This window comes from Enterococcus sp. E4-150, from assembly GCF_035726465.1.
Lineage (GTDB): Bacteria > Bacillota > Bacilli > Lactobacillales > Enterococcaceae > Enterococcus_B > Enterococcus_B faecium.
Genome location: NZ_JAPRGK010000001.1, coordinates 170,695 through 184,408, shown reverse-complemented (window position 1 = coordinate 184,408; position 13,714 = coordinate 170,695). Strand labels below are relative to the sequence as shown.

The window sequence follows — 13,714 nt, the reverse complement described above, 5'->3', positions numbered from 1 at the left end:
AATAACAAAAATGAAAGTTTCTCTTAAAAAAGAGAAACTTTCATTTTATGTTTAATCGTTATTTGAACGGATTACAAATCCGCGTTTTTTATCATTGTGACGTTTACCGCCATCTTTTTGGCTGTTATTATTTTTGCTATAACCGCCTTTTGATTTGTTTCCACGATAATTACCGCCGTCACGACGATTACGGTTGTTTCCGCCACCACGTTTGCCATTTTTATTGTATCCTTTTTTCTGCATTGGCAATGGGCGTTCTGGTGTGATCTTCACTGGCACTGCATCAGCTGGATCTTTTGCTGTCGTTTTTAGCAAAAGTGCAACTAAATCTTGTGCAGAATATTCTTCTAATAATTTATCTGCTGTTTGCAGGTATTTATCTAGACCATTTTCTGCAAGTTTTGTTTCGATTTGTTCAACTGCAGCACCTAATTGACCTTTGAATGCTTCTTTTTCGGTTGGTGGACGTAAAGTCGTCATCCGTTTTTTCGTCAAGTTTTCAATCACATGCAAGTAGTCCATTTCATTTGGTGTAACGAAAGTCACAGACATACCGCCTTTTCCGGCACGGCCTGTACGTCCGATACGGTGAACGTAGCTTTCTGGATCTTGAGGGATATCATAGTTGTACACATGAGTGACACCTGAAATATCTAATCCACGTGCAGCAACGTCTGTCGCTACAAGGATATCTAAATGACCGCTCTTAAATGAACGCAATACGCTCATTCGTTTTTGTTGAGACAAATCGCCATGGATTCCTTCTGCACGGTAACCGCGTGCTTCTAATCCGCGTGCCAATTCGTCTACACGGCGTTTTGTACGTCCGAAGACGATTGTTAGTTCAGGTGTTTGAACATCAAACAAGCGAGTCATGATATCGAATTTTTCGTATTCTTTTGCGCGGACATAGTATTGATCGATCAAGTCAGCTGTCATTTCTTTCGCTTTGATCTTCACATGATGTGGATTTTTCATGAATTTAACGCCAATATTCTTGATAGCTGGCGGCATCGTTGCTGAGAAAAGTAATGTTTGTCTTTGATCAGGAACTTGTGAAATGATTTTTTCGATATCTTCCAAGAAGCCCATATTCAACATTTCATCTGCTTCATCCAAAACTAATGTTTGAACGGTTCCAAGTTTCAATGTGTGGCGGTTGATGTGGTCAAGCATACGTCCTGGTGTACCCACAACGATATGTGGACGATCTTTCAAGCCACGGATCTGACGGCCAATATCTGCTCCGCCGTAAACGGCTTGTACACGTACTTTTTTGTCGCGCCCTAAACGATATAATTCTTCTTGTGTTTGGATAGCTAATTCACGTGTTGGTGCGATAACTAAACCTTGTAATTCGTGACGATCTGGATCGATTTTTTCTAACATTGGTAATCCAAATGCAGCTGTTTTCCCTGTACCTGTCTGTGCTTGTCCAATAACGTCTTTTCCAGCTAATGCTAGTGGAATCGTTTCTGATTGGATAGGTGTTGCTTCTTCAAAACCAGCGCGTTCGACTGATTTCAACAATTCTGGTGATAATTCTAGTTCTTTAAATTTCAAATGAATCCTCCTATATGGTTGTTAACTGAGGATGTAGCTTTTTTGCTACCCCGTCGATTTGTTCGGTCAAAGTGTATTGTTTCTTTTTGACAGTGGCCACGCACGTTTTTATCCATTCTTAGCCCCTGTGGCACCACCGAAAAATCACTTTGCGAAGTTTAGGCATTAGAAAAGCCAAACGGGTCGCGTTCAGCTTTATCATTATTATGACATCTGGCTTCAACAAGTTGTTTCTATGGCAAAACCAGTCCAATTTCTCTTCATCTTTCGGCAATAGGTTATTCTAACATAGTTTTTCGTTTTCTGCAAGTTTACAGATTTTTATTTCATTTGCTGAAGCTGTTCTACCACTTCAAATAAGCCCATGCTGTTGCTGCCTTTTAGCATAATACTATCTGTTGCTTCAAGATTTTGTTTTACAGCATCAATCAATTTATTCTTTTCTTTTTCAAAATAGAACACAGGTAGTTGGGGGTATTTTTGGTTCAATTCTTCTTTTAGTGCATGCATTTGTTCCCCATAAAGGAAAATCATGGCGAATTTCTCAGGATCGATATGTTCACTCATTTGCGCATGCATATTTAAAGACTCTTTCCCTAATTCCAGCATATCTGCTAACACAGCGATTCTGCGTCCTTTTGTTGGTAGATTTTTAAAAGTATCTAATACCAGTCCCATGGCTGTTGGATTTGCATTATAGACATCGCTCAAAATAGCTGCACCATTTCCTGCCGTTAGCCATTCGGTTCTGTTTTGAGTGATAGAAACATGGGCGAGCCCTTGGCGTATCTCAGGTATGGACAGTCCAAAGAAGCGCCCGATCGTATACGCAATCAAAGCATTCGTTACATTATAACTTCCAGGCAGCGGGATCGTAAATGTTTCTCCTTCTACTACAAAATCGGTTTGTGCTTTTCCTTTTGCTGTCACTTCCGCATGAACATCGCCATTTCCAATACCGAATGTTGTGACTGTTTGTACTAATGTTGCCGTTAAAGGTGTCAGCAACGGTTCATCTGCGGGCACAACGAGTAATCCGTCTGGTACAAGTCCGTCAGTGATTTCCATTTTGGCTTTAGCGATTCCTTCTCGCGACCCAAGATTTTCTATGTGTGCTTCACCGATCATTGTGATTGCTGCAGCTTTTGGTTGAGCCATAAGTGAAAGTTCCGTGATTTCATTGGCGTGATCCATGCCCATTTCCAAAACGATCTTTTCTGTATCTTGGGGCATGTGCAAAATCGTGTAAGGAAGACCAATATTATTGTTGTAATTTCCTTGCGTCTTATATGTTTTGTATTTTTCAGACAAGACAGACGCGGTTAGATCTTTCGTGGTGGTTTTACCATTGCTTCCTGTAATTGCAACGACTTCTGCGCCTACTTTTTCCAAGTAATAGGTTGCCAATTGCTGCATGGCTTTCAAAGGATCTGCTACAGGAATAACTGGAAAATCTTTTGGAGCTTGTTCAACAGGCAAGCTCCAAAATGAAGCAGATGCTCCGTTTGTGATCGCTTGCTGGATAAATTCATGTCCATCTCGCGTACCAGCAAGAGGAACGAATAAACTTCCTTCGGTTATCTTCCGGCTGTCAAATTCGACATTGGTAATCTTTGTTAGTGCAGAGCATTCGCTGCCCACGGCTTGTGCAATTTCTTGTATTGTTAGATTCATTGAGATCTCTCCTAAAAAAGGTTGTGAAAAAAGCGTTTGGTCTAAACGGCGGGTCCGTATGACTCTCACTTCCAAGTAAATTTCTCTATTCGTATTTAGAAGCTAGAATGAACGCGGCTACGCGTTCACTCCAGCTTCTTCCTTTATTTTTTCTTTATTCATTTTTTTCAAAAAAAGATTGACGCTGATGGTATCGATTCATTCCTAACTGGATCAGTTCTTCAATCAGATCGCCGTATTTCAAGCCCATGTTTTCCCATAAAAGTGGGTACATACTGAACTCCGTAAATCCTGGCATAGAGTTTAATTCATTCAGGAATAATTCATTTTTATTTGTCAAAAAGAAATCACACCGGCTCAATCCGCTTCCGCCTAACATCGTGTAAGCTAACTTCGCGTACTCTTGTGCTTTTTGATAAACTTCTTCTGGCACTTCGGCTGGAATCTGCATTTCGATTTTATTATTGATATATTTTGCTTCATAATCATAGAATGCTACGTCTTTTACGACTTCACCAGGCAAAGTCGTCCGAACGTCTTCATTTCCTAATACAGCAACTTCGATTTCGCGCGCTTCAATTCCTTGTTCAACGATTGCTCGAGAATCATACTGATAGGCTGTTGCTAAAGCATTTTGCAGCTCTTCTCGGTTTTCTGCTTTTGTAATGCCGACACTAGAACCCATATTCGCCGGTTTGACAAACATCGGATAAAGCAAAGAACCTTCACATTGATCAAATACTTTTTTAGGATTTTCTTTCCATTGATTCTTAAGTACTGGTACATAAGGAACTTGCGGCACACCAGCAGCTTGTAAAATATACTTGGTCATGATTTTATCCATGGCACATGCACTGGTCAATACGCCTGCGCCGACATAAGGCATATTCAATGTCTCTAAGAAGCCTTGGATCGTTCCATCCTCCCCGTTTGGCCCATGTAAAACTGGAAAAACGATGGCTCCTTCTTCTTTGATTTCGCCCGGATTGATCACTTTTCCTGTAAAGCCTTCCTCTGTCTGTCCACTTGGGTCCCATGAAAGATGCAAGACATCTTTGCTGGCAGGTTTTTCTGTTAGTAATGGACCTTTGACCCATTGTCCTTCTTTTGTAATAAATATGAGTTGAACTTGGTAATAATTATAATAAATGGCATTTAAAACTGAAAATGCGGAAAGAATGGACACTTCATGCTCTGCGCTGCGTCCGCCATATAGTAAAGTAATCTTCAAAAGATTGTCCTCCTGTATTCTAAATCGTTCAGTGATTTACTCTCATATTTTAGCACAAAACAAAAATAAACGAATAACTTATTTATAAAAAAACGAGTTGGTTCCTAAAAGAACAAACGTCATTTATTTTTTGTCAGCTAGATTATTTGTCCCGTTTTTTATAAAAAGTTATGATAAAGAAAAGGAGGGATGATGATGGCGCAAACAAATCCACGTAGCCGCTTGGCAGAAATCATTCGAGTGTTCATCAATTACAATGTAGTGCCAAACTTTGTACAGCAAAAAAATCCCGAACAGGTAAAAAAAGCCTTTGAAGAACTAGGCCCCACCTTCATCAAGATAGGACAGATGCTTTCTGTTCGAGAAGATTTGCTTTCTTCTGCCTTCACTCAAACATTCAAAACATTACAAGATAGTGTACCTAGCGACACATTTTCAACGGTCAAAAAGACGATCGAAACAGAACTTTCTCTTTCATTATCAGATATATTCGATGATTTTTCCAAATCGCCTTTTGCCTCTGCTTCTATGGGGCAGGCTCATCGTGCCAAGCTGAAGAACGGTGACTCGGTCGTCGTTAAGATCCAACACCCTAACATCGCCGAAGAGATTCGACTTGATCTTCAACTATTTGAACGAGCAATCCCTTTGATCAAATACATTCCTGAAACTAGCGTAGTTGATCTAAAAGGGGTACTCCAAGAAGTAAAACGTTCCTTGATCAATGAAATGGACTTCTTAAAAGAAAGTCAAAATGGCGAACAATTCTATCAAAAGAACAATGGCTGGAAAGAGATCCGCAGCCCCAAGATTTATGACGCTTTTTGTTCGAAAAAAGTGATCGTGATGGAAGAAATGTCTGGTAAAAACTTGAATCATTTAATGAACGCCGAAAACAAAACTGAAACTTTTATCACTGGAATTCAAAACAAGCAGCTGAAACAAGAAGTTGCAAAGCTTTTAGTTGAGAACTTTATGAAACAGGTGTTTGATGATGGTTTTTTCCATGCTGATCCTCATCCAGGGAATCTGCTATTCCATGTACTAACAAAAGAAGAACAGACACAAGCTAGCCGAAAAACTGAAACAGTCCATGAAAAAGAGTTCGGTTCCTTTGCTTTTCGAGCCTCCACTTCTACAGAAGACCCTGTTGCGCCATATACCATCAACTACATCGATTTTGGTATGATGGGGCATCTTTCTGCAGGACTTAGGCAAAAACTCACACAAGCCGTTTTAGCGCTGTATACGAAAGATGCTTATCGAATCGAAAAAGCGGTCCTTCGACTTTGTCAGCAAGAAGGCTCGTTTGATGAAAGTCGGTTCCACCAAGAACTGACAAGTTTTCTTGAACAGTATTATGATTCTCCTATTGATGAAATCAACTTGCAAGAAGTATTCACACACGTCGTGACGATTTGTCATCAAAATAATCTGCAGTTCGATCGTGATATCACGCTTTTGCTGAAAGCATTTGGGACATTAGAAGGGGTGATCCGCGTCCTTGACCCTGAAGTTTCCCTCATGGAAGTCGCTTCGCCTTTTGCCCAACATTATTTTCTCACTCATCTGGATGTAGAAGATACATTGAAACAAAGCGGATTAGACTTATTGGAAGGGATGAAGGCTGCGCCTAAGATCCCTCAACAGCTCCACCATCTATTAGAAATGTGGACTTCGGGACAAGGAAAAGTCAATTTGGAATTGAAAAAGCAAGACAAATTATTGAGCAGGATCGAAAGTATGATCAATCGGCTTGTTTTCGGTATGATTTTAGCTGCATTGATCGTAGGGTCCTCCCTGCTTGTCCAAGCAGCACCTGTAGAAAACGCAGAGGTCGTTTCCTTATTAGGGATATTTACGTATGCTATTGCCGCATTCGTCATTATTTTTTTGGCAATCGATGCATTGATCCAAATGTATAAGAAGAGGAAAAAGTAGAAAAAGGTTGTGACAGAAAGAATCAGCTTCAAGAAATAAGAAGGGATTTTGCATAAATTGTTTCTCAAATTTTTGTGAAAATTCGGCTTATTTTTCGAAGAGGCTACTTCTGAAGCACCGAGAATAAAAAATGTGAAAAAGCTGTTCTGCACCCAGTAATAAGAACAATCAAAAAGGAACATGGAACACATTTATCCTGTTTCCCTGTTCCCTTTTTGATGTATTCGAGCATAAATAAAATACCTTCGTTACCTACTATCTTCTGTACTTGGTAAACCTTGGTCAATTGCCTTTTTTAACGCTTGACGAAAAGACATATGATCTTTCTCCGTAAAGGGTTTTGGACCCTTTGTCCTTATGCCAGCTTTTCTTAACTTTCCACTATGATAACGTTGTTCTAGAAGCGTGCCGATATTCGCTTCGTCAAATTCTTTTCCAGAGTGATGGAACACTCGCACACCCTTCGGCAATACAAGTGAAGCTAAACCATAATCTTGCGTGATCAAAAAGTCATTCTTCTTAACCATACCGACGATTTTATAATCCGCACTATCAGCTCCGCGGTCTACGTAGACGATTTGGACATGATTAGCGTATTCTTTGGTCGTATAATGGTCCACACTGGTTACGATAATCACGTCGAGACCATAGGATTCTCCTAATTTTATGACATCTTCTTTTACTGGAGAACCATCTCCATCAATGAATAGCCTCATTCTTTTTCGCCTTCTTCCATAAATGATAAACAGTTACTAATCCGCTCAGTAAAAGACCAACATTGATCCATTTTGCCAAGATAAGCAGTTGTACACTTTCTATCGGCACTGATTCATGGTTCAGCGTGATCAATAATAGATGGATTGGCTCTCCCATTTCTTTTGCTAAAATAAACAAAAGCGTCATCAATAAAAACTGGTGGATCACACTCCCTTTATTTTGAGTAGTATACTTGACAACGATCCGGCGATCCATTGGAATAGCTGCATCAGTTTGATAATATTCCTTATTTAGCCAGCTGCCTGTTACTACGTGCCAGAAACTAAGCAGAAAGACACCTATCGCAAAACCATTTGGAATCAAGAGGACCAATAAAGAAGAACTCAGTCCAAGCAATTGCATAGCCAATGGAGACCATGATAAACGTTTCAAAATCCATGGTCCGACTATTTTTGCTGCAATCAAGCCTGCTGCATAAGGCAAATACATAAAAATCGAAAGTTTTTCTAATCCGTACAGTATGCCAACATAAAAACTGCTAAACAAAAAAAGGAAATTCCCTAGCATTCCATTTAGAAAAGTAAACAGATTTAGCCAGCTTGGCAACTTCCATTCCTTCTTCTGGTGTCCTAAAACAAACACGAACAAGATGAACAGCAGCAAGAAACCATAAATAGCAAGATCAAAAAGCCTTTCATCGAATAACAATCGGGCATTTCTCAAAAGAAACAATAAGCCAAAGAATATCAAAAATAAAACAAGCTCTCGCGTAGCTACCAGATTTCTTTTGATGTCTTTGAAATCCAGTTCGTAACGCGGATAATGACTAACCGTATGGTAGGCCATGACGTAAAAAAGTGTATAAATAGTAAAGCTTGCTGCAATCTGAGTCGGTGCAGGCAACTCAATCGCTTGATACAGGAGAAATAGCCAGATAGCTGCAAATAAGTACTTTTTCCCATCCATATTGATAAAACCTTGCGTCTTTTCGTGAAAATTGACCGTGGTATTAGCAGGTACAAGCCATGCTGCACTCAGCCCTAGCAAAACACTTGAAAAATAAAATAAAGGAAAATAAAATACGCCTAATATTCCAAGCAATGAACCAGCACCACCAATCAGCAGAGCGATCATCAGCAACGTGTAACTATCTAGACCAAATCGTAGACTGTTGACTAAAAATAGTCCAGTCATCCGAAAGGCATAAAACAGCGTAAATGGCAAAATCGTCAGCCAGTTATGCGAGTCTGTTAGTCCCAAAAATAAAAGATAAGGAATAAAAATAACCGTGTTACTTAAGATAAAGGGCGTTGTTTGTGTAAAATTACGCCCAAATCGTTTGAGTTTTTCGAACATGACAATGGCTCCCTTAAACAGTCTTATAACTAATCTGCTCTTCGATTTTAGCATTAAAGGGGAAATAAACCAATTTTACAGAATATATTCTTGTAAAAAAAAATGCAGAAAGAAGCATAAGCTTCTTTCTGCATTTTTACGGTACTTGATTACTCAAGCAGACAAGCCCTTCTCCACAAAAGTCTTGCCCGACACCCCTGCATCCGGCAGGTGATAAAGATAGAAATCAATTATCCTGTGCCTCCAAAATCAATTAGGAGCTCTGTAAACCAGAGTCCTTCTCGACCCGTCGCATAAATTTACTTTAACACAGTTCCTATGTTTATGCGAGAGCTTTTTTCATTTTATAATCGACCATTTGAAATCCTTGACCGATATCTGAAACAAGTTCTTCTGTAATCTCAAATCCTTCATGCTTATAAACCTCGATTGCTTGATGATTTCCCTGGTTCACTCGCAAAAAGATCTCTCTTTCCTTTGTTTGCGCAGCAAGTTCTTCATACCAGCGAAAAACTGAAGAAGTCAATCCTTGACCACGTACTTTATTTAGCAAATATAATTTACTTAAATAAATTTTTCCATTTATCTCTTCATAAGCAGTGTAACCGACCGTCTTTTCTTCGCTTTTTAATAAAAAGTAGGACACACCTTCTGTCAGTTCTTTTTGAATCTGTTTTTTTGACTGATAAGTTTTCAGCATGTAATCCACTTGTTTTTGACCAATGATCGGCACAAAAGCTTCCGGCCATACTTCTTGTATGACTGCCATCAGCTCATCCAATTCATTTTCTGTTACTTTTATTTTTTCCATACACCCACGTCCTTTTTTACATTATAAATGACCTTGCGCTTGATGGAATAAAAAGAGCATGATCATGCTATACACACCTACCGACCATGGTTTCAAGAAAATCACAATCTGCATAAATTCCCTAAAAGATAATTTCGTCAAACCAGCTACTAGACAGATCAAGTCGTCTGGCGCAAAGGGAAGCAGCAAGGTAACGACTAGTACTTTTTTGATATCTTTCGTTTTTCTTGTCAGCAATTCATCAAATTTCTTATACTTTTTTGGCGATAAAATAAGCTGGACAAAGGCTACGCCATAGTAACGGACAAGTAAAAATCCGATTGCTTCCCCAATCACTAGGCCAATACAACTATATAAAAGCCCAAATCCATTGCCAAACATCAGCATGCCCGCTACTGAGGAGATCCCTCCCGGCAAAATAGGAATGATCACTTGGATCACTTGCAGCAGAACAAATATCATCACTGCATACTTGCCAAATTGCTGGATAAACGCTTGCAAAGACGTGCTCGATCGAAAAATCCCATGATGATAAGCATAAAGAATCAACACAAAGAAAAACAACAGACCAATAATGGGCATGATCTGAAGACATTTTTGTAAAACTGATCCTTTTTTAGACATCTATATTCCCCACATCTTTTTTCATTTATTAAAACTGCCTCCTTAGGGGGTGCGACAAAAGAGCTTCTTCAAAAAAATAAGACGAAATCTCACACAAATTCGAGAAATAATTTTCGTAAGTTTCTTCTTATTTATTGGATCTGACCACTTCTGTTGCAACCTCTCGTTAAACGGTGTTCAAAAGCTTGCATCTACGATAATAAGCCCAACCCAACGAAAAACGTGAGGAGCTGTTTTATTTGGATGCTCTTATCGCTTGATGCAAAGACAGCTTTTTTACAACCTCTACTTCACGGTGCTCAATCAGCTGACCTTCGGTATTAGCTCAAAAAACGGTAAAATATAAACAGCTATTTTCCATTTCTTCTTTTTAATACTTAGGTCAAGATGCTGTTTTCACAACCTCTTGTTATAAATAAAAAAACAGTTGGCTGGTGACTGTTCAAAAAGCAGAATCCTTGCTTTTCAAACGGTCGCAGTCCGTTCAACTGTTTCGCTGCGCACTATTTATGGTTTAAGAAACTAGCTACTTTTGTTGTAATCAAATCAATAGCAACGTGGTTTTCTCCGCCTTCTGGAACAATGATATCCGCATAGCGCTTCGTTGGTTCGATAAATTGATGATACATCGGTTTAACAACTGTCAAATATTGTTCGATCACGGAGTCCAATGTGCGTCCCCGTTCTTCCATATCCCGTTTGATACGACGAATGATACGAATGTCATCATCTGTATCTACGTATACTTTGATATCCATCAAGTCACGCAGACGTTCGTCTTCTAAAATCAGGATTCCTTCTAGAATGATCACTTCTTTTGGTTCCTGAATGATCGTTGCCTGACTTCTTGTATGCGCTACATAGTCATACACGGGTTTTTCAATGGCTTTATAGTTCAGTAAGTCGCCTACATGCTGAATCAGCAGATCATTATCAAAGGCAAATGGGTGATCGTAATTTGTGTTCAATCGTTCTTCAAAACTCAAATGGCTCTGATCCTTGTAATAAGAATCTTGTTCAAGCATCATGATGGAATGGTCCGGGAAGTTGTTGAAAATCGCACGGCTGACACTTGTCTTTCCGCTTCCGGATCCACCCGTCACACCAATGATAATTGGCTTGCTTTTTGTCATTGACTAAAACCTCTTTCGTATCCGTTTTTTCATTCTAATCTATTATAGCGAAAAAACACGAAAATGCTATATTTTTCTGAAAATTAATCCTTTTCAATTTCCAATAATGAATAAAGTTCCTCTAATGAATCGATTCGATAAGTAGGCTGGATTTCTTCGATTTCTGGTAATTTATTTCTATTGAACCAAATCGTATCGATCCCTGCCATATTTCCTCCTTTGATATCAGAAGTCAAAGAATCACCAATGATCACAGTTTGCTTTTTATCAAAATTAGGAATGTGGGAAAAGACATGATCAAAAAATTCTTTCATCGGCTTTTGCGCTCCGACAGCTTCTGAGACAAAGATATCCTTGAAGTAATCAAGCATTCCTGCATCTGTTAATCGCCGATGTTGCGTGTGCGACACACCGTTCGTCACAATATAAAGTTCAGCATGCGGATGGACCTTTTTCAGGATTTCTAGACTTCCTGGAACAAGATCATGACCTTGGTTCAAGTAGTGGCGGTAGCGTTTTTCCATTTGATCACTATCTACTGTTTTCCCAAATTGCTGGAAAAGTAACCCAAAACGACTGCCTATTATTTCTTCTCGTGATAGTCTGCCTTTTTCAAACTCCTGCCATAAATGATGATTCAAAGCCTTATAGCTGGTTTCGATTTCTGGTGTCAATGTGATTCCTTGTTCTGCAAACAAAGCACTTAAAGCATTGGCTTCAGTTAATTGAAAATCTAACAATGTATCATCTACATCGAACAATAAAGTTTTATATTTCATCTTTTTGACCTCCTATTTAAAATAAATACTTAACTTTTTCATCTCTGCTAATGTCAACGATCGATACTCGCCTACTCCTAGCTGTTCATCTAATTCCAATGGTCCCATGCTTAACCGCTTCAATGCGATCACTTTCTTTCCTTGGGCTAAGAACATCTTTTTGACTTGATGGAATTTTCCTTCTTGGATCGTCAATAAAACCGTACTTTGGTGCTTGTCTGCTTTGAGTATTTTTAAATCAGCCGGCTTACATTGATACCCATCAGCGAATACGATTCCATTTTCAAATGCTGTTACGTCTGCTGATGTCACCCTTTCGTTCACAACTACTTGATAAGTCTTTGAAACCTTTTTTTCTGGAAGTAGCATTTCATATCCCAATTGTCCATTCGAAGTGATCAGCAATAGTCCTGTTGTATCTCTATCTAGTCTTCCCACTGGATATAATGGTTGGAAACGATCGGCACTTGCAATCAGATCGATTACTGTCGTCTTTTCTGGATCTGATACAGCTGTAACAGCTTTTTCAGGTTTATTGAGAAGATAATAGGACTCATTTGTTTCTAAGTGTTCACCTGCTACTTCGATTTGATGCAGTAAACTATCTACATTTCGATTTTGTCGTAATTCGACTGTGCCATCTATCATCACTTGCTTCAAAGCAAACAGCCGCTTCATTTCCTTGCGTGTCGTTTCTAATTTTTCTTCTATTAATTTATCTAAACGCATGCTGTTTCCTTTCTTATTACTACTAATTAATTATACCTTGAATATTCTTGCTTGCAAATACATCATCATAGTTATTCCTTGACTTAATTAACAGTTCACGTTACGGTTAAATAGTAAAGTGAATTGGATTTCTCATACACAGCGTAATGACCTGGTGGAGAAAAGTTGAATCCTGACTTTCTAAGGGGAGATGCGCGCATCTCTCCTTTTGCGCTTTTTTAAGCGCCCTGCCTTCGATGATGTGCACGAGATTAGCCTTTAGAATTCACTTAAATAAAATCTGTCCGTTACCAAAGCAGACAGTCACATTTTAAGGAGGAATTTTGGTTATGTCAGTATCATTAGAAGTAAGTAAAAGAGAAGTACGTCCCCGTTCATTAAGAAACAAACTTCGTCACGAAGGGAAAGTTCCAGCTGTTGTTTATGGGTATAAAGTAGAAAGTACCCCTATCTCATTCGATGGTTTGACACTAAGCAAATTGTTGCGTGAGCATGGAGCGAACACAGTCATCACGATGGACATCGATGGACAAAAAGTCAATACATTGGTTCACAAGATCCAAACGAACACTTTTACCAATCATTTCGAACATGCAGAATTTCTATCTGTAAACATGTCGGAAGAAACAGAAGTCGAAACAGAAGTCGTTCTTGTTGGCGAATCAGTGGGTGCTAAATCTGGTGGAGTGTTAGCTCAAAACTTGTATACAGTAGTCGTATCTGCTACACCAGACAAATTGCCTGAACGAATTGAAGTTGACGTGACAAACTTGGAATTAGGTGATTCTATTACAGTAGCCGATCTTCCAAAAAACGACGATTACAAATTCGTGACCGACAGTGAAGAGCAAATCGCTGCTGTAGTCGCTCAAAGTGAAGAAGAAGAAAGCACAGGTGAAGGTGGCGAACCAGAAGTGATCGGTTCAACAGAAGAATAATACTGAAACAATCAGGTGGTGTTAGAAGCGGCGGGTCAGCAGCTTTTAACACGCCTTTTTTTCTTTCTAATCGTTTATTTTCATATGAGGCTTCCACTTTTACAAATAGCTTTGCAAACGAAAAATCCTAATTTACCAAGCTTTTCCTCGCATACTTTTATCGTACCTTTATAAAAATTTATACTTTGAAAAAAAGTATTCAATTATTGTTGCATTTT

Annotated in this window: 12 protein-coding genes; 2 read left to right on the top strand and 10 right to left on the bottom strand. The window is 39.0% G+C overall.

The window, feature by feature from the left end; genetic code table 11:
* Nucleotides 1-51: 51 nt before the first annotated feature.
* The 3 genes from cshA to OZ002_RS00885 all read right to left on the bottom strand — a co-directional run bounded on the left by cshA (nucleotide 52) and on the right by OZ002_RS00885 (nucleotide 4,468).
* Entirely contained in the window at nucleotides 52-1,563 is a 1,512-nt protein-coding gene (gene cshA / locus OZ002_RS00895; protein WP_002294211.1) for a degradosome RNA helicase CshA, read from the bottom strand.
* A gap of 321 nt (nucleotides 1,564-1,884) precedes the next feature.
* Entirely contained in the window at nucleotides 1,885-3,237 is a 1,353-nt protein-coding gene (locus OZ002_RS00890; protein WP_002317074.1) for a UDP-N-acetylmuramoyl-tripeptide--D-alanyl-D-alanine ligase, read from the bottom strand.
* Nucleotides 3,238-3,391: 154 nt separating this feature from the next.
* The gene (locus tag OZ002_RS00885) at nucleotides 3,392-4,468 is read right to left on the bottom strand and encodes a D-alanine--D-alanine ligase (protein WP_002307390.1); all 1,077 of its coding nucleotides are present in this window, start codon (nucleotides 4,466-4,468) and stop codon (nucleotides 3,392-3,394) included.
* A gap of 195 nt (nucleotides 4,469-4,663) precedes the next feature.
* Between OZ002_RS00885 and OZ002_RS00880 the strand changes: the two genes are divergently transcribed.
* Nucleotides 4,664-6,409, top strand: a complete 1,746-nt coding sequence (locus OZ002_RS00880) for an ABC1 kinase family protein (RefSeq protein WP_038811416.1) — start codon at nucleotides 4,664-4,666, stop codon at nucleotides 6,407-6,409.
* Between the two features lie 248 nt (nucleotides 6,410-6,657).
* Here OZ002_RS00880 and OZ002_RS00875 read toward each other — a convergent pair whose 3' ends face one another.
* From OZ002_RS00875 to OZ002_RS00845, 7 genes are all read right to left on the bottom strand, one after another.
* Nucleotides 6,658-7,125, bottom strand: coding sequence for a YaiI/YqxD family protein (locus OZ002_RS00875; protein WP_002307386.1), 468 nt, complete (start codon nucleotides 7,123-7,125; stop codon nucleotides 6,658-6,660).
* Complete coding sequence (locus OZ002_RS00870) at nucleotides 7,109-8,482, bottom strand: hypothetical protein (protein ID WP_002331998.1); 1,374 nt, start codon at nucleotides 8,480-8,482, stop codon at nucleotides 7,109-7,111. The genes OZ002_RS00875 and OZ002_RS00870 overlap by 17 nt, the downstream gene beginning before the upstream one ends.
* A 322-nt stretch (nucleotides 8,483-8,804) precedes the next feature.
* On the bottom strand, nucleotides 8,805-9,293 hold the full coding sequence (locus tag OZ002_RS00865; RefSeq protein ID WP_002328042.1) for a GNAT family N-acetyltransferase: 489 nt from the start codon (nucleotides 9,291-9,293) through the stop codon (nucleotides 8,805-8,807).
* 21 nt (nucleotides 9,294-9,314) lie between these two features.
* The gene (locus OZ002_RS00860; RefSeq protein ID WP_156249215.1) at nucleotides 9,315-9,917 is read right to left on the bottom strand and encodes a TVP38/TMEM64 family protein; all 603 of its coding nucleotides are present in this window, start codon (nucleotides 9,915-9,917) and stop codon (nucleotides 9,315-9,317) included.
* Between the two features lie 503 nt (nucleotides 9,918-10,420).
* The gene (udk, locus tag OZ002_RS00855) at nucleotides 10,421-11,050 is read right to left on the bottom strand and encodes a uridine kinase (protein WP_002289751.1); all 630 of its coding nucleotides are present in this window, start codon (nucleotides 11,048-11,050) and stop codon (nucleotides 10,421-10,423) included.
* 83 nt (nucleotides 11,051-11,133) lie between these two features.
* A complete protein-coding gene (locus OZ002_RS00850; RefSeq protein ID WP_002317068.1) occupies nucleotides 11,134-11,829 on the bottom strand; it encodes a YjjG family noncanonical pyrimidine nucleotidase in 696 nt (231 codons plus the stop codon).
* Between the two features lie 12 nt (nucleotides 11,830-11,841).
* On the bottom strand, nucleotides 11,842-12,558 hold the full coding sequence (locus tag OZ002_RS00845; protein WP_156249214.1) for a 16S rRNA pseudouridine(516) synthase: 717 nt from the start codon (nucleotides 12,556-12,558) through the stop codon (nucleotides 11,842-11,844).
* Nucleotides 12,559-12,887: 329 nt separating this feature from the next.
* On the opposite strand from OZ002_RS00845, the gene OZ002_RS00840 reads away from it, so the two are divergent.
* Nucleotides 12,888-13,496 (top strand): 50S ribosomal protein L25/general stress protein Ctc, encoded by a 609-nt coding sequence (locus OZ002_RS00840; protein ID WP_002299254.1) that lies wholly within the window; start codon nucleotides 12,888-12,890, stop codon nucleotides 13,494-13,496.
* The last annotated feature ends 218 nt before the right edge of the window (nucleotides 13,497-13,714 follow it).